The sequence below is a fragment of the Bacillus cereus genome (genome assembly GCF_002561295.1).
GTDB classification, from domain to species: domain Bacteria; phylum Bacillota; class Bacilli; order Bacillales; family Bacillaceae_G; genus Bacillus_A; species Bacillus_A cereus_S.
Window position 1 is genome coordinate 1 of the sequence record NZ_NTUG01000009.1, and the last position, 18,679, is coordinate 18,679.

The window sequence follows — 18,679 nt, forward strand, 5'->3', positions numbered from 1 at the left end:
AGTTGATGGATGTGGGGTACAGCCACATCGCTATCAAGCTAACAAAACAAAATACCCCCTAAAATGAAAAAATACACTATTTTTTCTGTAGATGTGGATTTGAATAAAGTCACGACGTAAAAAAATATTGTGATATTTGGTCACCTTTAGATAATTTTTTTCTAAGGATAAGTTCCTTTTTTTATTATAGGAGTAGGTTTGCTTAATTAGAAAATAATAACGAACTGAATCTACACCTAAAGTTATATGGAAATTTTATCCTTAAATTGTTATATTTAAGGAGGGTGGTTCTTATTATTTGGCAATAAATGAACGGATTTGGTTAGGAACCTACTAAAATATTAATCTTATTAGTTCTAAGTAAGGAGGAGTAGTTTATTTTTAAAAAATTATTGCGAAAGATTGGTTATCTAAATTGTGTGTTAATAGGGTTCATTTTATTATTATGGCTCAGTGTTTTTTTAATTGGTGATATATTTGGTGCGTATTCATGGACAATACTCAAATTAGTTTTACCTATCATAGGAGCACTCGGATTATTAATTAATTTTGTCATGTTTATCATTTTAATTGTTAAAAAGAAAAGAAGTTTAAAGTTGTTTACTAATGTAATGATAAACATAGTATTAATCTTTCCAATATTAATGACCATGAATATTATTCTTTGTGCTTACCCAAACAGTATTAAACATGCTCAGCCATCTGTAACTGTAAGTTGGCCTTTAACTGAAAAAACCGTTGTTGGTTGGGGCGGTAATAGTGTCAAAGATAATATACCTCATGCAACATGAGCATCTGAGAGATGGGCATATGATTTAGTAATGGAACCATATAATATTAATAGTGATAGTAATGAAGATTATGGAATATGGAATAAAGAAATTTATTCACCGGTTTCTGGAATAGTAGTTGCTGTTTCGGATGATGAAGCTGACATTAAACCAGGCTCAGAAAATTTTATTTCAATGGAAGGAAACCATGTGTACATAAAAATAAAAGAAACAGGCACTTATCTTTTACTTAACCATTTCAAAAAAGATAGTGTCTCTGTTGAAGTAGGAGATCATGTAAAGCCAGGGGACATCTTAGGACGTGTTGGGAATAGCGGTTCATCCTCAGAACCTCATTTACATATTCATCATCAAAGACAAGATCCAACTAAAGTTATACACCCTGTCTTAGCAGAAGGACTACCTCTATTTTTTAAAGATATAAATGATGATTTAATGCCGAAAAAAGATTCTGTTATAAAACCCAAAAATACTTCATTAAAGTAACGATTTTCCATTTGCAAAAATTTACATCTTGAAAAATTAATCAGTGTGATTCCGCTAACGGGAGCTTATATTCAATAAAACGTACCTAAAAGTGATCAAACGTTTTTATAAAAAATAATCATCTAATAACAAATTGAACTCACATNNATGTGAGTTCAATTTGTTATAAATTCAGCGTTTGTAGTTCCATTTTAATCAAAATTTATTCCAAACCAACAGTAGAATCATAGGAAAGGATGGCGTTTTTGTATGGCTATTTCTGTATCGGAAGAATTTGGAAGTATAACAGATTTCAAAAAAGAATTAGTAAAGTATATAAAATACTATAATCATGAAAGAATCAAGGAAAAATTAAAGGGTATGAACCCAGTATTGTACTAGGCTCATATCCCAGAGGCTACCTAATAAACCGACCTTTCTAACTTTCGGGGGCACAGTCTAGTTGAATTGCTAAAAGCAACGAATTTACTACTTTAAAGTTAAGTGTTTAACCTTGAAGCACTTAAATTCTTTTTTCCAGATAAAGCATACATTATATCTTGATGCTTTATTGCCCTCGTATAATTATGTGGTATCGGGAATTTGTTTCGGTGTTCTTTCATTATAATTAAAGTTTGAAGTTCTATGCTCAATACTTTTGCGAGGACATGATAGTTATATCCATTGTTTAACAGAGAAATTATGTCATAAAACATAGTTTTTCCACCCACTAATTTTACTAATTTATTCTTTAACTCATCCCTTTTTTCTTTAGCTTCATCAATTTCTAACAACATAGATTTTTTATTTGTCTGCTTAATGTATTGAGTATATAACTCTGGGAATTCTTTTTGGACGTCTTTGTTAAATACTGGTTTATATTTAATCATATAAGTAATTTGTAACAATGAGCGTTTTAACAAACTATCTTCAATGAGATACGCTACTTTATTAAATAAATGTACATATTCCTTAATATTGGAATAACTATTAAAATGAGCTAATACTCTACTTTTTATACTAAAAGCCTTGCCTACATAAATAATATTGTCATTATAATCTTTAATTAAATAAATACCACTGTCAGATTTTTTCAATTTATTATCCAGCTCTTCTAGACTCATAAAATGCAATTCACTCATACTTCTCCCTCTCCTTAGCAGTTTTAAATCGTGAAAAACAGGCAAGGTTTCTAAAAAAGTACTTGGCTGCCCTAGCATCTCTTATTTTATCTCTTGCTAAATGTCAAAAACTGTTTCTATGTTACTCAACTATCAATATGATTATTAATAAAATTTTCTATCGTTATTATCTCGCAATTTTATCATGTAATTTCGAGATCGTTTCCTCATTTAAATTACTGTGTTTTATCGAATAAAGGAAATATATTATTGCCCCAATAGTAATCCAAATACCAAAGTACACCCATGTCCTTAACGGTAAATTTAGCATTAAAAACACACAACATACAATTGAAACGCTTGGTAATACAGGTACAAAAGGTACCATAAATCCACGTTTTAAATTTGGGTGTGATTTACGGAGGATAATAACTGATAGACAAACTAACGCAAACGTCACCAAACTACCGATATTAACTAAATTAACCAATTCTTTCAAGTCAATAAACCCAGCTATTACAGAGCTCCCTATTCCTGCCAATCCAGTTATAAAAGTGGGTGCTCCAGTTTTCTTATTAACTTTCGCAAATGATTTCGGTAACAATCCATCACGACTAATTGCAAAGAATACTCGTGTTGCCGCATACATATTTGAAAAAATAACAGCCATAAGGCCAATTACAGCACCTGCAGCAATTACACCAGCAACTTTTCCTTGTCCTACAACTTCCATTACATAAGCCATTGCCTCAGGAACATTTAATTCTTTATAGGAAACCATTCCTGTCATAACAAGGCATACCATAACATAAATAATTGTACATATGATTAATGATGCAATAATACCGATGGGAAGATTACGTTTCGGATCTTTTACTTCTTCTGCTGAAGTTGCTAATATATCAAAACCCGTAAAAGCGAATAAAATAGCTGCTCCACCCGTAAAAACTCCACTTAAACCGTATGGTGCAATTGGTACCCAGTTTATTGGTTTTACATAGAACATACCAACTGTAATAAACAACAAAATCATTCCAATTTTAACCAACACCATTATATTATTAATCCGTTTACTTTCCCCCGTACCATGCGATAACATCCATGCTAATATCAATGTAATGATTACTGCTGGTAGATTCACAATACCACCATGCGAAGGAATCGTTACTAGAGCTTTAGGTATCTCTAATCCAAATCCCTTTATTAAATTGTGGAAATAGCCTGTCCATCCAGCAGCGACAGCCGCTGTTGCCACGATATATATTAACAGCAACGACCAACCTACTAGATGAGCAACAAACTCACCAATTGTTACATATGAGTACGTATATACACTACCAGATGCCGGGAGTGTGGAAGCAATTTCTGCGTAACATAATGCTATAAATCCGCATATAATTGCTGCAAGTACAAATGAAAAAATAACTGCTGGACCAGCATCTCTTGCTGCTACTAATCCAGTTAACACAAGAACCCCCGTTCCAATTATCGAGCCTACCCCTAACATAATTAAATCAAATGCTCCTAATGTTTTCGTTAAGGTCTTGCTTTGATTATGCTCTAACAATTGTGTAACGGATTTCTTTTTTAATAAATTACTCATATTCTCTGTATCCCCTTTAAAATAAGGTTTGTTCTTCTCATTATTGTTGTATATAAATTTACTTAGTTATTAGGTAGTCTCATAATATTTCTTTTACGTTAAATAAATTTGAAATATTCTATAAATTCATCCGTATTTTTAGGTTAATACATTCTATTTTTTCTCTTTAATCCAGTGTTCAACAAACATCGGCTATAATGTGTTATAGCTAATTCAATTTACCTCCAAAGATATAAATAAAAGATTTTTTCATTCCAAAGAGATAATTAGTTTTGTGTCCCCGATAATGATATGATAAACAAAAATAATTTATTTATTTAATTGAGTTTCACCAGAACTTAAGGTATTTTTCTTCCGTAATACACTAACAATATACCCACATACACCGCCTATAATAGCCGGAAATCCCCATCCTAAACCTACACTATATAAAGGAAGAAAATGCTCAAGAAAATTATGAATTATTTCGCTTTCTATTCCAGCAGCTTTTAATCCATCTAATGAACTAAAAATAAATGTCAATATCAAACTCCCTTGATATACTTCAAATCTACCATTGAATACAGAGTGTAAAAATGTTAGGAATATTAAGGTAATAGCAATTGGATACATAGTTATTAATACAGGGATTGAAATCATAATTAATTGTGTTAATCCTATATTCGCAACTAGTGTACTGAAAACAGACAAAATAATAGCAAGTTTTTTGTAAGAAATCTTTGGAAATAATTTATGAAAAAAAGAAGAACAAGCAGTGATAAGTCCTACGCTTGTGATTAAACATGCTACTATAATCATTAAACCTAACAAAATTGCACCATACGAACCAAAGTAATAGTCCGAAACTTTTGCTAAAACTTCAGCCCCATTATTTAAACGACCTAGTTTTTCTACACTAGAAGCGCCCATATAGGAAAGAGCAGTATAAATAAGAGCTAAGAGTGTAGCAGCAATAGCCGTTGCTTTTACACAAACAATCATAAGCTGCTTTTTAGTCGTAGCTCCTTTTTCTCTAATTGCATTCACAATAATGATTCCGAAAACAAAAGCTCCAAGAGCATCTAATGTTAAATACCCTTGTTGAAAACCTTTAAAAAATGCATCTGATGCATACACTTCAATAGGTGCTTGAATTCTTCCAATTGGGTGAATAAAAGCAACAACTACGAGGATCCCAATAACAGTCAATTTGATAGGAGTCAAAACTTTTCCAACTACATCAATAATTTTTGTAGGATTAAGGGATAATAAGCATGTAACTGTGAAAAATAAGATTGTAAATACGGTTAATGCAACAGGACCTGCATCATTTGATAAAAACGGTTTAATTCCAATTTCAAATGATACATTTCCAGATCTAGGGATGGCATAAAAGGGACCAATCGCTAGATAGAGAACGATCGCAAATACAATACCAAACACCGGATGTACACGACTAGCTAAAGATTGCAAATCACTTTTACCTGAAAAAACAAATGCTGTTATTGCTAACAATGGTAAACCAACTCCAGTAACTAAAAATCCTGCATTGGCTATCCATACATTTTTTCCAGCCATTTGACCAAGCATAGGTGGAAAAATTAAATTTCCTGCTCCAAAAAACAATGCAAACAGCATCAATCCTATAATAATGATAAAGGAAGTAGGAACTTTATTTGACATAACAACTCCTCCGATTATACATTTGTATACGCTCTTTATTTTTCCCATAATTTATATATTAATCTAGTTTATTTCAGCCTAGAGCACCGTTGCGAAAGGCCATTTTATGACCCCGCTCCCTATAAGAGAATAGCAACAAACTTTTAATTTAAATAACAGCTTAAATTAATGGAGATGACGTTCCACTTAAACAAAGCTTCTCACTTACTAGTTAAACTAGACATTTCCATAGATTTTTGCGTACAACGTTTCATAGCTGAAATGATAGCTGTTCTTAAACCTTTTTCTTCTAGTGTTGCTACAGCTTCTATCGTCGTTCCACCTGGAGAACAAACCATATCCTTCAATTCACCTGGATGTATTCCTGTTTCTAGTACCATTTTTGCAGAACCTAATACAGCCTGAGCCGCAAATTTATAAGCTTGATTTCTCGGCATACCGTCAAGTACAGCAGCATCTGCCATAGCTTCTATAAACATGTATACATATGCTGGAGAAGAGCCGCTTACAGATGTTACAACATCCATTAATTTTTCGTTTACTATCTCTGTTTGGCCAAAACTCTTAAAAATGTTTAGTATATCCTCTAAATCTTTTTCTGTAACCATTTCATTAGGGCATAACGCAGACATTCCTTCGCCAACAAGAGCTGGTGTATTAGGCATCACTCTTACAACCTTTAACTTTTTACCAAAAGCATCCTCAGTACTCTTAATGCTTTTGCCTGCAGCAATAGTTACGACTATTACATCATTTTTTATTTGGTCTTTTATTTGGTTAATTACCGATGTGTATAAGTCTGGTTTAATTGATAAAATTAAAATGTCGGCACTGTTAGCGACTTCATTATTGTTAGTAGTTATAGTTATGCCATATTTATCACTAGCATTTTTTAAATTACTGACGTTTAAATCTGAACAAATTATTTGATTTGGAGACACTATATTTTTATTAATCATCCCACCTATCACAGCGATACCCATGTTTCCACATCCGATAAATCCTATTTGTTTATTCATAATAATTTGATCTTGCTCCTTCTATTCTAAACTTTATTGATTTTGAAATTATTATTCTAAATAAGAGCTATTACAATTACTGGGTTTATCAATAGAATTTAAAAATTCTCCTTCCTATAATGAGCTATGTTTTTGTATGTACTTTACAAGCATGCATTTAAAAAAATGAAGAGACTTTCTATTCATAGAACTATTAAAAACAAGAGTAAAATGGTGATAATTTTTCGGAATTAATATTCTTTAACTATTCACCATTTTAAATAGAGCTTACATATTCCTCTAATAATTACTTATTTTCAAAATTTATAGTTAATCTTAAGAAAATGTATTTAAATTCCAAATAATTATCACCGTAGATAGTATGAAACAAAGTAATGCAGGGATTACCATTAAAATAGATTGTTTTGCTCGAAAAATATGAGCATGAATGGCTCCGACCATGAGAACTGCTAATAATATATTTGCTCCTAGCGCTAAGTATTGATTCCAAATACCACCGATTATACCTATTGCTCCAATAATTTCAATAAAACCAATTATAGACATAAACCATAATGAATATTGATATTGTTGCCAATGTTCTACCTGAAAAGATATACGGAAAATTTTTATGAATCCTCCTACTACAATAAAAATTGCTAAAACTACCTGAAGAACAATCATCATTTAAACTCGCTCCTTTTAAGACTTTGTTAATTTTCATACTTCACAAGGAATAAATATATGCGTTTTACAAATATCAGAAAGGGAGATATACATAATTTAACTTTTTATACGCTAAGAACTAAGTAGAGAACCTTTGCTATTAATCTATTAAAAGAAGGGTTTATTGTTTTAAATCAAAGTTTTAAACAAATCCTTTACATGTTTACAACAAACCACTCTAATAATAATTAATAGTCATTTAGTAATTTTCTATTAAATTTCTTAAGAGCATGGATTTATTCACTTTCTTACAACTAACTTATATAAATAGCCTGTAAGTAAAGGATTCAAACCACTTTCAAGCTGATTCTAATAGAAACGTATCTTTAATTTGATAATTAATACTACAAAATCCAATCAAAAACACATAAAACAATTAAAAAACTTTAAGAATATAGTAAGCTATCTTAGGCGAGATAGCCTGATTCAATTTCATGTAATCTTTACTACATAATATTTTCTTAAGAAAAATATTTATTTTAATATATTTTCCTCTTTTGTTAACCTTAATAGATTGTTTTTAATTTCAGACATGCTGATATTTTTTCTTGAAACACCGGTTTCCACTGCAGCACGTGCAACAGCATATGCTACATGTGGCACCACCCTAGGATCAAACGGATTTGGAATGACATAGTTGACATGAAGCTCTTCTTCTGAAATTAACTCAGCTATTGCATAAACAGCTGCTAGCTTCATTTCTTCATTAATTTCTTTTGCTTGTACATCTAAGGCTCCACGAAAAACTCCGGGGAAAGCTAGTACATTATTTACTTGATTAGGAAAGTCAGAACGTCCTGTACCAACTACTAGTGCTCCTGCTATTTTTGCTTTATTAGGCATAATTTCAGGTGTAGGGTTAGCCAAGGCAAAAATAATAGGATTATGATTCATAGAACGAATCATATCCTCATCAACTACATCTGCAGCTGATACTCCAATAAATACATCAGCATCAATAAGGGCCTCTGCTAATGTTCCTCGCTTCTGTTCTATATTTGTAATACGAGCTATTTCTTCTTTAAGCGCATTCATTCCAATAGATCGCTGTTCATATATTATCCCTTTTGTGTCACACAGAATAACATTTTTTACATGCATATGAAGTAACAGCTTAACAATGGCTATCCCAGCAGCACCAGCGCCATTTACAACGATTTGCACATCTTCAATTTTTTTATTTGTTAACTTAAGTGCATTAATTAGGCCAGCAATCGTTACAATAGCTGTACCGTGTTGATCATCATGGAAAATAGGAATATCACAAGATTTTCTTAGGCGCTCCTCAATTTCAAAGCATTGAGGTGCTGCAATATCTTCTAAGTTTATCCCACCAAAATTTGGTTCTAATAATTTAACAACCTCAACAATCTTATCCGGATTATTAGTGTTTAAACAAATAGGAAAAGCATCGATCTCAGCAAATGATTTGAAAAGTAAAGCTTTTCCCTCCATTACTGGCATAGCTGCTTTAGGTCCAATATTCCCAAGACCTAATACTGCAGTTCCATCGGATATAACTCCAACTAGATTCCCTTTCATTGTATAATCATATAATTTGCTTTCATCTTTATAAATCTCTAAGCATGGCTCAGCAACACCTGGTGAGTAAGCGAGACTTAAATCTGTTGAATTTTGTACTTTAACTTTAGAATAAACACCAATCTTCCCCTGTTTTTCTTTATGCATTTTTAATGCTTCATCTCGTAAAGGTGACATATAATTTCGCTCCTATAATTAAGTTAAGAATTAATTAAATCAATATTTTATTAACTCTATCTTAAACTTGATATTGTATGATATAAGTAAGATTTCTAATATAATCATTATTTATTTTTATAACCTTTTAACATATCTTTTGAATAACGATTGGGGTATAAAGTATTTAACATATTGTATGGACTTCCCTTCCAATATCTTCTTAATGGCGTCCATAACTTATGTTTAATTAACCATCTTTGTGTGTAAATAGATAGTAATTGCTCCTCTGTTAGTTTTTCCTTTTCTTCAATAGTCCACTTCAGCGCCTCTAATGCTTTTTTTTTAGTCCAAAATCCGGTAGGTGTGAATTTATATTCCCATTCTTTATTTTGACCAGGATATAACTCATTGATCATGGAGTACGGACTGTTATTCCAGAATATTTGACAAGGAGAAATTAATTTATGAATAGTAAGCCATTTTAGACTGTAAACTTGTAATAATTGAAAAGAAGTTAATTTTTCTTTTTCTTCAATAGTCCACCTTAATGCTACCAATGCTTTTTCTTTAGTCCAAAACTTGTTAGGAGTCATACTAAATTCCCACTCTTTAAATTTATTAGGATATAAAGAATTTATCATTGCATAAGGGCTACCATTCCAATACATAACTAATGGCGCACTGAGTTTATTTTTCTCTAACCATTTTTTACTATAGAATTTGAGTAGTTTCACTTTACTTAGCTTTTCTTTTTCTTCAACAGTCCATTTTAATGCTTCAAGGGCTTTTTCTTTAGTCCAAAAATTTAATGGGGCCATACCAAACTCCCATTCTTTAAATCTATTAGGATATAAGTCTTCAATCATCTTATAGGGACTGTTATCATAACCATGTTTGAGCGCGCCGAGTAATCGATATTTTATAATTAAAGGCGTATTCCATTTTTGTTTAATATCCTCTTCATTCCATTTTAAAATTGTTTCAATTAAATATTTTGTGACCCTTTTAGATAGCTCTCTATTACTATCTTCTTTCCATGTATTCGGTGGAAACCTACTTCTTTTACCGTCTAATATTTCTTGATAGATTTCTTCTATTTGCACTGCTTTCGCTTGCACTTCAAACTCCCTCCTATTCAAGACATATAGCTATTCCTCTTTCCTAACGTTAAATAAAACGCCAATAGTAACTGTTGTTATCTACTTTATAGAGCAAAAGAAATGCATAGGGTAAAGAAATAATGAACTTTTAATAAAATTATTTCTTTAATTTATAATAAGAAGGACATAAAAAAACAAAAAGTTACAAAAATTTTCAAATTAAAACTTTTATAACTTTTTGTTTTGATGCAAATATAATATCAATTAAGGTATCTCACCGTTATAAAAACTTTATTTTAGAATGAAAGAGGAATAAGAATGTGATGGGAGGATTTAAAAAGTCTCTGTAAATGGCTGTAACTACTACTACTATAAAACAAAGGGTATTTCCAATTGCGAAGAATATCCCTTTAATTACTTTACGCATTATTTTCATTTACAATGAAAAAGAACAGTTAGCGAATAAAGCTAACTGTTTAATCTCTGGAAAGATAGAGGGATTTCATTAGGCTGTAACTTGAAATGAGGGTTCTTGATATCAGCCTAATTATATTATGAATTTTAATTAGAAAATTATGCATAAGTTTTTGGGAAGTTAATGAAAATTTCATTTGAGAACAAAAATTTTGTTCTACTAAATAGAGGAAAACAGCTTTTATAGCTATTTTCCTAAACAGAAGTGGGGTAAACTAGAGAGCTTCTCAAATGGCAATTAATCAAGCCCTACAAACGTAGTATGTACTTACATCGATAATCTATACAACAAAGCAGCTGGCTCAATAAACCAACTGCTCGGTTGTCTCAACGGTCTCTTAAGGAGATAGACTTTAGCACGATTTCATGGGAATAGAATTATGGCTGCTAGCCTATCCTTAATATGCACGATATTTGAATAAGTATTCACAAATTTTAGAGAAATTATTAAAAATAGAGCATACATATTCTCTTGTTCTAAGTTAATATATTTCCACTGAATCCACACGGAATTTTCTGATTTTAAAACTAATATGAAACAAAAAGAAAAACTATATAAAATAAATTACATTAAAACAGTTAGCAATCTATGAATTGAAAATAATAATTAACAAGAGTTTATCATCGTAATTCCAAGTGTATTCGTTTTGCTTCAAAATAAAGAACCTGAATAAATTTTTTCGTATCAATACGAGCAGGTAATGTTGGCTCATTATTCAATTCTGTCATCTTTCTCCTTACGGTAGTAAAATCAAAAAATCTAGAAGCATAATTTTCGAACTTCGGGTTTAAAAAATCAGTAAGTCCAAGGGATGCTAAGTGGTTTAGTGATTGATAAATTGCTCTCCGAATCCGTTGTTTGGAAGCTTCTATGAACCTTTTTAATTCGGCATCCTCAGCTGAATCCCCAAGTTTTTTTTGAGCCAAATTCATAAAAATTTCTTTTAGTGAGGGAAAACCTTGTTCCAACGTTTTATCTTGTTCATATTTATATAAATAATCTAGCATATCCATTAAATCTTTACTTCCACTTTCACTGGCTATTCCTAATTCAGATAAAAGAAAATGAATGGAATTTTGAAAATGATTGAAAGTATTTAAATGTTTTTCATTACGGTATTTTTCTTGCGTACTGGAATCACTATCCAATTTTAGTACCATATTAAGCGATTCTTGAATATTTTTTATCGATTTTTCCAAACGAATTCGTTCAATGACTTTCTGAACAACTGTTAATACTTCAATCCGGTTAATTGGCTTAATAATATAGTATTCAACGCCAAGCGAATAAGCTTCAGCAATTAATTCTTTTGATTCTACTTGAGAGACCATGATGATTTTCCCTTTAAACGACGGTTTTATTCGACGAATTGTTTTTATTCCATCTTGAATCGGCATTAACAAATCAATAAATACAATGTCTATATTTTGAAGGATTAGCATGTGTTGCTCTAAAGATAAACCATCCTCAACTTCTCCTATAACCTCTCCAAGATCTTCATCCTCGATAATTTGAGCCAACATTGAGCGAACCGCTTTTTCATCATCCACTATATAAAAATACATAGAATCACCCTTTCGAAATTATATGATCAATCCCTAATCTAATTATAAAAATTGATCCTTTTCCTTCGGTTCTGTCCTCAAGCGTAACATCACCTTCAAGTTGTTCGACCATTTCTTTAACATACGATAATCCGATGCCTGTCGATGGATTGCCTAAATCATCATATTTAGAAGTAAACCCAGGCTCAAAAATTGAATCTTTATATTTTGAAGAAATACCGGGACCGTTATCTCCTATTTGAAATTCAACAAAATGATGGTCTTTATTAATGTCAATTGTGATGGTTCCCATATCTTGGATAGCTTCTACAGCGTTTGTAACGATATTATTTATAATAGATAAGATTGTGTAAATATGATAATGAGGATGCACACCATCAATTTTATACACAAATTGGATGTCTTTCTCTAGTAACTGTGCATATTTCGTATTCGCCCGTATAATGATATTTACCAGTTCATGTACAGACATATAATCTGTAAAACTTTCATCAGAAATTAGTTTTGAAAGCCCAGCAAAAATACGTTGGTTATCCTTTTTAACGTCATGGACCTCACCAGCAATTTGTAATGCCTGTTGCCTTAAATCCTCAAACTGAAAATCCATCTGTTTATGCTCAAAAGAGTCTAAGGTTTTATATAAATCATAGGATTTTTTTGTTATATTCTCAGCATCTTGTAATGTTTTTTTTAAATGAACAGCATCTTCATATAAATTAGAGATGAGCATAAGCATGTGTTCATTTTGTTTCTTTATGTGTCTCTCCCTTGACTGCGCTTCATACAATTTCATCATATTGAAAAAGCTTAGAACTATAAAACTATGGGAACATGCGATAACAATAATCTCATTTATTGCCTCGGATGTGATCGATGTTTTTAATACGAAATATTGAATCATTAATTCCACACAGTCTGACAATATTTCAATAATGCAACCAATAAAACCAATCATTAGTGGTTGATGATGAAAACGTTTGATTTTTGCTAAATGAAAGAGATACGAATAAGTAAAATAAAAGAAAAAACTAGGATAGTGAGTATGAAAAGCGGCTAGCCAATCCATATTTTCCTTTATAATGACATCCATTGAGATACGAAATACTACAACGACTATCGCTGTTAAAAAACCCGGTAAAAATGCTGGGACTCGTCGAAACAATAACAAAAAAAAGAAAAATGTTGGTGCACCAAAGCTCATTCTAAATGTTTCATTTAAGGGAAATGACTTTATTTCACCTACTAAGGGTACTGTAAGTATCATTAAAACCAGAATATAGATGTCTTTTTTTACTAAATTACTAAGATTCAAAATAATCACTTCTCACTTTCGCCTAACAGTCAGTATACAAACCTATTTGCATTAATACAACACTTACTCTATTTTTTTCAAAAACTGATAAATAAGATATAAACGAAAGCATTACAGATTGTGAGTATTCATTACACTCTTCTACTTTAGTAAAGATACTTTATAACTCAAAAATGTTCAGACACAATATAAGGTCTGAACACTTTTGGACTCGCTCTGACACCAAAATATCTGTGCTCCTTTTTAAAATATACTTAAATCCCATTCTTTTGCAATATGTTCTAACAACATAATTCCTGGTAAACTATTCCCATATTTATCAATGGCTGGTCCGTAAATACCAATACCACATCCATCTTGGAACGGTAAATCCTTCCTAGACTTTGAGGGAACAAGTGTCATAATTCCGCCGGATACCCCACTTTTAGCTGGTAATCCAATGAAAGCAGCAAATTTTCCAGAAGCATTGTACATTCCACAAGTAAGCATTAAAGCTTTTGTTAACCTAGCCACTTCTTTAGGGAGCACCTGTTCTTTGCGAATAGGATGATATCCATCATGTGCTAGTATAAGCCCTATTAAGGCAATATCTTCTGTATTTATTTCAATCGAACATTGTTTTAGGTAAACCTCTAGTGTCTCCTCCACATCTGATTCTAGAAAACCATTCTCCTTTAAATAGTATGCTAAAGCTCTATTACGATGAGCCGTTTCCCATTCTGATTGAAATACTATTTCATTAATAGCAGGACGCTTCTCTATCATTTTTTCAATTAATACGTATAGAGATTCTAATTTTTCTTGCACCGATATCCCTGGCAAAAGTGAAGCTATCGTAATCGCTCCAGCATTAATCATAGGATTAAAAGGTTTTCCTGGTTTATGTATCTCTAAACGAATAATCGAATTGAAGGCATCTCCAGTTGGCTCTACGTCAACTCGTTCTAATACATAAGAAATACCGCGACTTAAACAAGCGGCTATAAAACCGATTACTTTTGATATACTTTGTAATGTGAAAGGTACCTCCCAATCTCCTGACTTTATCATTGTTCCATCTGGCTTTACTATACAAATATCTAACTGCGATACATTTATTTTCCCCAGAGCGGGAATATAACTGGCGCTTCGCCCCTTAGCTGCATACGTTCGATAATGAGCTACCCATTGATCTAAGCAAACTTTTTCTTGACCCTCAACTTGCACGCTAGAATCCTTTATCATTTAACAATATTCCCCCGTACTATTAGCTTTATATAGAATAATTTTTTCTTTAATATCATCAATAATATTTGCACTAGAACCAAGAAAGATATTCAGACATATTGCAGTCTGAATATCTTTCTTATTACACACTTTTCTTTTTTGAAGTTTTCTCATAACTATCCCAACACTCAATATTTTCAAGCCCTTTAATGTTTTCTGTATAAAAAATAGGATCTTTACCAGCTTTTTTCTGGTTTATATAATCTTGTAACGCCGCAAATGCTACTTTTGAAAGTAAGGTAATAGCAATTAAATTAATAATAACCATAAAGCCCATAAATAAATCCGCTAAATCCCATACAATTTGGATCTTTGCAACAGAACCAAATACAATCATAGCCAACACACTTATTCTGTATATCATTAACCACACTTTACTTGTATGTAAGAAGCGAATATTTGTTTCACCATAATAATAGTTGCCAATTAACGCACCAAATCCAAATAAAAAAACAAAGATAGCAAGACAACCCGATGCCCAAGAACCGATGTGTTCACTTAATGCTGCTTGTGTAAGTGCAATACCATTTAACCCCGGTTGTTTATATGCATCAGAAAGCAAAATAATAAAGGCAGTGCTAGTACAAATGATTAGTGTATCCGTTAATACACCAAATGCTTGAATCAGTCCTTGTTTCACCGGATGACTTGTTGTTGCTGTTGCAGCAACGTTTGGTGCACTTCCCATACCAGCTTCATTTGAAAATAAACCACGTTTAACCCCATTCATAAGTGCTGCACCAATTGAACCGCCTGCTATTTGTTTAAAACCAAATGCGTTTTGAACAATAAGAGAAAGAACTTCCGGCATTTTTGAAATGTTGGTAACTACAACAAATAATGCAACTCCAATGTATAATACCGCTAAAAATACCACCTTGTATTCAGCAATTTTTGCAATACGTTGTACACCACCAAAGATAATCGCGGCGAAAGCAATGGCCATGATTATCCCAACTGTTAGACGATCTGTACCAAATGAGTTTTGAAAAGCAATTGTAACTGTATTTGATTGTACTGAATTGAATACAAGACCAAAAGTAATTGTGATTAAAATAGAGAATAATACTCCCATCCAACGTTTATTCAACCCTTTTTCCATATAATAGGATGGACCACCGCGGAAACCAGTTTTATCTTTTACTTTATATATCTGTGCTAATGTGCTTTCAACAAAACTGGATGCCGAGCTAATAATAGAAATAATCCACATCCAAAATACAGCTCCAGGACCACCTAATGCAATCGCAATCGCAATTCCTGTGATATTCCCTGTTCCAACGCGAGCTGCCATACCAATACAAAACGCTTGAAAAGGAGAGATTTGATTTTTAGAACCACTTTTTCCCTCCATTAACACACGGATCATCTCTTTTAACATTCGAAACTGTACAAAATTCAAATTAAATGTAAAATAAATTCCGCAAATAACAAGCATAATAATTAACAATTTAGACCATAAAAAATCATTCGTTGAGCCGACTAAATCTATCAAAAAACTTGCCATATTATCACTCCATACCAAAAATTTATATATCATAATCTATATAAAATCACCTATATTCCCTGGCATAAATACCTCATTCATATTCAAATACAACAAGGATAGAAATTTTCTATATTAATAGGATTGGCCTGTTTAAGCAAACATCACAACATGTAACCGTAAAACTGGAATTTTGAAGAACTTAACGCTTACACACACGGATGCTCTCCCCCCTTCTGCAAAACTAATATTCTTATCCACTAATACTGTTGTACTATTATGTTTGTTTCGTTTACCGGTGATTTAAATTTAAATCATAATAATCAATAGTGATTAAGTGGTTTTTTGTTAATTTTCTCAAGAACATGGAAATATCTCCTTTCTCACTACTAATCTCAAAAATAGGATAGGTAAAAACTTCACGAAAAATCTATAAAGCGCTTTCAACCTTCAACTAAGAGAACCTTGTCTTTAATTTATAATTAAAAGTACAGAATGTTACGAAAAAGTACAGATTTTTATAAAAACAAAAAAATATTTTAAGGTTTTTTCATCTAAAAAACACTGAGATTTTGTGAATTTTATACAGTATCCAAACGTCGCGGATTCTGTTCTACCTAACCTTTGACAAGCCTCTATTTTCTTTATAAAAACATGCATACTTTTTCTCTTTTAGAACTCCATATAAAGTATTTGAAATCAAGAATCGATAGAATATTATAAGAATATTTAAAAAGTAAAACATTTAATTTATTTATGGTATCATACAAAAAACATTTGTTTTCTCAATTAATCCCCCTAGTGGGATTCGTCCATATTGCACATGTTTACAACATTAAAGACACTAAGCAAAAAAGGATTTTGTTGAAGGGATGAAACATTACAAAACTCTTATTTAAGACCTTATGACATCCTCTTTTCTAGCAATATCGAGTTATCCAAAAATATGATTTTTGACAGCTCCACAAATAAAAAACTACTCATATTATTATTTTTTGAAAACGTTATTAATATTATTTCCATTTAAGTTTCAAATTTTAGAACAACCAATTGATAAGAAAAGCTATTAATTTTATTGCAATATAAGAGGATTTGTTGAATATCTATTATTAAATGTATATTTCCCTTGCGTTTCATTCTACTAACATAGATTACAGGTGGTGTATTGTGAAAGAAATAGTATTCGTTCAAAATAAAAAAAGACTCCTTATGAAATTCGAATTTTTAAAAAAGGATATAGTACTTACCATTTCACTGATACTAGCAATTGTAAGCTGCTTAATATATTCGCCAAAGATCGAATATATTAACTTTGAAGTGTTAATTAGCTTATTTAATCTAATGGTGGCCATTAAGGCCTTTGAACAGCTAAAGATATTAGACAAACTTGCCGTTGCTATTTTAAATAAATGCAATAACAGCAGGTCAATATCTATTATTCTAATTTTATTATGCTTTATTTGCTCCATGTTTGTAACAAATGATGTCGCTCTCCTCACTTTCGTACCAATAACACTTGTCATTAGTAAAAAAACACAAATGAACATGATGGATACAATCATCCTACAGACAATTGCGGCAAACATCGGCAGTAGCTTGATGCCTATGGGAAACCCACAAAATTTATACCTATATTCTTACTATGGAATTAAGCTCATCCCATTTTTAGGCTCAATCCTGCTTTTAGCTGTACTTGGAATCAGTTTGTTATTTATATTTACTCAAAAACTTCAAAAAACAGATTTAAAAATAGAACTACCTGTTATTACCGTGAAGAATCGAAAAAAAGCTACCGTCTGGATTTTGATACTTATCACTATCATTGCATCTATTTTTGGTGTCATTAATTATTACATTGCGCTAATAGTCACATTGATGGCAGCATTTACTTTAGATAGAAACTTACTATTTAAGATCGATTACTTTCTTCTAATAACCTTTGTCTGTTTTTTTATTTTTATCGGAAACATTTCCCATTCCGATGCGCTGGAGACATTTGCTCGCGCTAATTTAAGAGGAGATACTTCAGTCTTCTTTAGTTCCATATTTTTGAGTCAATTGATTAGCAATTTTCCTACTTCAATTCTTCTATCAAACTTTACCTCTGATTGGAAACCTTTATTACTAGGAGTAAATATTGGAGGGCTTGGAACAATTATCGCATCTTTAGCCAGTGTAATCTCCTATAAACTATTCATTCAGGCCAATGGTAAAGAGAGTAAGGCGTATTTAATTAAATTTAGCATTTACAACTTTTCATTTTTAATCATACTTACATGTATACAATACTTTATCTGTGAACTACCCCCCACTTAGTAGCTCTTACGAGCTTACTTGAAGTGGGGGCTTCTCGGTTAGTCGTTACTTTTGATAGCTAACGAATTAGTCCTAAGACAGCCGAGCTACCT

The 18,679-nt window shown here is 31.7% G+C and carries 13 protein-coding genes and 1 pseudogene; 3 read left to right on the plus strand and 11 right to left on the minus strand.

From position 1 onward, the window contains the following. The first annotated feature begins 821 nt into the window (after positions 1-821). Both CN373_RS07105 and CN373_RS07110 read left to right on the plus strand, forming a co-directional pair. Positions 822-1,277 carry a M23 family metallopeptidase gene (locus CN373_RS07105; protein ID WP_235674892.1) on the plus strand — a complete coding sequence of 152 codons (456 nt, stop codon included), beginning with the start codon at positions 822-824 and terminating at the stop codon, positions 1,275-1,277. A gap of 273 nt (positions 1,278-1,550) precedes the next feature. Beyond that, a pseudogene (locus CN373_RS07110) lies at positions 1,551-1,658 on the plus strand (IS3 family transposase); the annotation flags it as partial. A 98-nt stretch (positions 1,659-1,756) separates the two neighbouring features. Here the strand turns inward: CN373_RS07110 and CN373_RS07115 are convergent. The 11 genes from CN373_RS07115 to CN373_RS07165 all read right to left on the minus strand — a co-directional run bounded on the left by CN373_RS07115 (position 1,757) and on the right by CN373_RS07165 (position 16,292). After that, entirely contained in the window at positions 1,757-2,398 is a 642-nt protein-coding gene (locus CN373_RS07115; protein ID WP_001292184.1) for a nucleotide excision repair endonuclease, read from the minus strand. Between the two features lie 166 nt (positions 2,399-2,564). After that, a complete protein-coding gene (locus CN373_RS07120; RefSeq protein ID WP_098359011.1) occupies positions 2,565-3,980 on the minus strand; it encodes an amino acid permease in 1,416 nt (471 codons plus the stop codon). A gap of 309 nt (positions 3,981-4,289) precedes the next feature. Further along, positions 4,290-5,642 (minus strand): branched-chain amino acid transport system II carrier protein BrnQ5, encoded by a 1,353-nt coding sequence (brnQ5, locus tag CN373_RS07125; RefSeq protein WP_098359012.1) that lies wholly within the window; start codon positions 5,640-5,642, stop codon positions 4,290-4,292. A gap of 200 nt (positions 5,643-5,842) precedes the next feature. Further along, positions 5,843-6,661 (minus strand): pyrroline-5-carboxylate reductase, encoded by an 819-nt coding sequence (proC, locus tag CN373_RS07130; protein ID WP_098359013.1) that lies wholly within the window; start codon positions 6,659-6,661, stop codon positions 5,843-5,845. A gap of 315 nt (positions 6,662-6,976) precedes the next feature. After that, positions 6,977-7,327, minus strand: a complete 351-nt coding sequence (locus tag CN373_RS07135; RefSeq protein WP_000973722.1) for a DoxX family protein — start codon at positions 7,325-7,327, stop codon at positions 6,977-6,979. Between the two features lie 513 nt (positions 7,328-7,840). Continuing rightward, positions 7,841-9,085, minus strand: coding sequence for an NAD(P)-dependent malic enzyme (locus tag CN373_RS07140; RefSeq protein WP_000074775.1), 1,245 nt, complete (start codon positions 9,083-9,085; stop codon positions 7,841-7,843). Between the two features lie 107 nt (positions 9,086-9,192). Further along, a complete protein-coding gene (locus CN373_RS07145) occupies positions 9,193-10,185 on the minus strand; it encodes a DUF4046 domain-containing protein (protein ID WP_001148031.1) in 993 nt (330 codons plus the stop codon). Positions 10,186-11,262: 1,077 nt separating this feature from the next. Beyond that, complete coding sequence (locus CN373_RS07150; RefSeq protein ID WP_000274096.1) at positions 11,263-12,207, minus strand: response regulator; 945 nt, start codon at positions 12,205-12,207, stop codon at positions 11,263-11,265. 4 nt (positions 12,208-12,211) lie between these two features. Then, positions 12,212-13,528 (minus strand): sensor histidine kinase, encoded by a 1,317-nt coding sequence (locus CN373_RS07155; RefSeq protein ID WP_098359014.1) that lies wholly within the window; start codon positions 13,526-13,528, stop codon positions 12,212-12,214. Between the two features lie 234 nt (positions 13,529-13,762). Further along, complete coding sequence (glsA, locus tag CN373_RS07160; protein WP_098359015.1) at positions 13,763-14,743, minus strand: glutaminase GlsA; 981 nt, start codon at positions 14,741-14,743, stop codon at positions 13,763-13,765. A 124-nt stretch (positions 14,744-14,867) separates the two neighbouring features. Further along, positions 14,868-16,292 (minus strand): alanine/glycine:cation symporter family protein, encoded by a 1,425-nt coding sequence (locus CN373_RS07165; protein WP_000135835.1) that lies wholly within the window; start codon positions 16,290-16,292, stop codon positions 14,868-14,870. A 1,146-nt stretch (positions 16,293-17,438) separates the two neighbouring features. On the opposite strand from CN373_RS07165, the gene CN373_RS07170 reads away from it, so the two are divergent. Further along, positions 17,439-18,587, plus strand: a complete 1,149-nt coding sequence (locus tag CN373_RS07170; protein ID WP_000659268.1) for an anion transporter — start codon at positions 17,439-17,441, stop codon at positions 18,585-18,587. The last annotated feature ends 92 nt before the right edge of the window (positions 18,588-18,679 follow it).

Bases quoted from the DNA above. Each gene is read 5' to 3' on its own strand.
- CN373_RS07105 (WP_235674892.1), top strand. From the start codon at position 822: ATGGAACCATATAATATTAATAGTGATAGTAATGAAGATTATGGAATA.
- CN373_RS07115 (WP_001292184.1), bottom strand. From the start codon at position 2,398: ATGAGTGAATTGCATTTTATGAGTCTAGAAGAGCTGGATAATAAATTG.
- CN373_RS07120 (WP_098359011.1), bottom strand. From the start codon at position 3,980: ATGAGTAATTTATTAAAAAAGAAATCCGTTACACAATTGTTAGAGCAT.
- brnQ5 (WP_098359012.1), bottom strand. From the start codon at position 5,642: ATGTCAAATAAAGTTCCTACTTCCTTTATCATTATTATAGGATTGATG.
- proC (WP_098359013.1), bottom strand. From the start codon at position 6,661: ATGAATAAACAAATAGGATTTATCGGATGTGGAAACATGGGTATCGCT.
- CN373_RS07135 (WP_000973722.1), bottom strand. From the start codon at position 7,327: ATGATGATTGTTCTTCAGGTAGTTTTAGCAATTTTTATTGTAGTAGGA.
- CN373_RS07140 (WP_000074775.1), bottom strand. From the start codon at position 9,085: ATGTCACCTTTACGAGATGAAGCATTAAAAATGCATAAAGAAAAACAG.
- CN373_RS07150 (WP_000274096.1), bottom strand. From the start codon at position 12,207: ATGTATTTTTATATAGTGGATGATGAAAAAGCGGTTCGCTCAATGTTG.
- glsA (WP_098359015.1), bottom strand. From the start codon at position 14,743: ATGATAAAGGATTCTAGCGTGCAAGTTGAGGGTCAAGAAAAAGTTTGC.
- CN373_RS07165 (WP_000135835.1), bottom strand. From the start codon at position 16,292: ATGGCAAGTTTTTTGATAGATTTAGTCGGCTCAACGAATGATTTTTTA.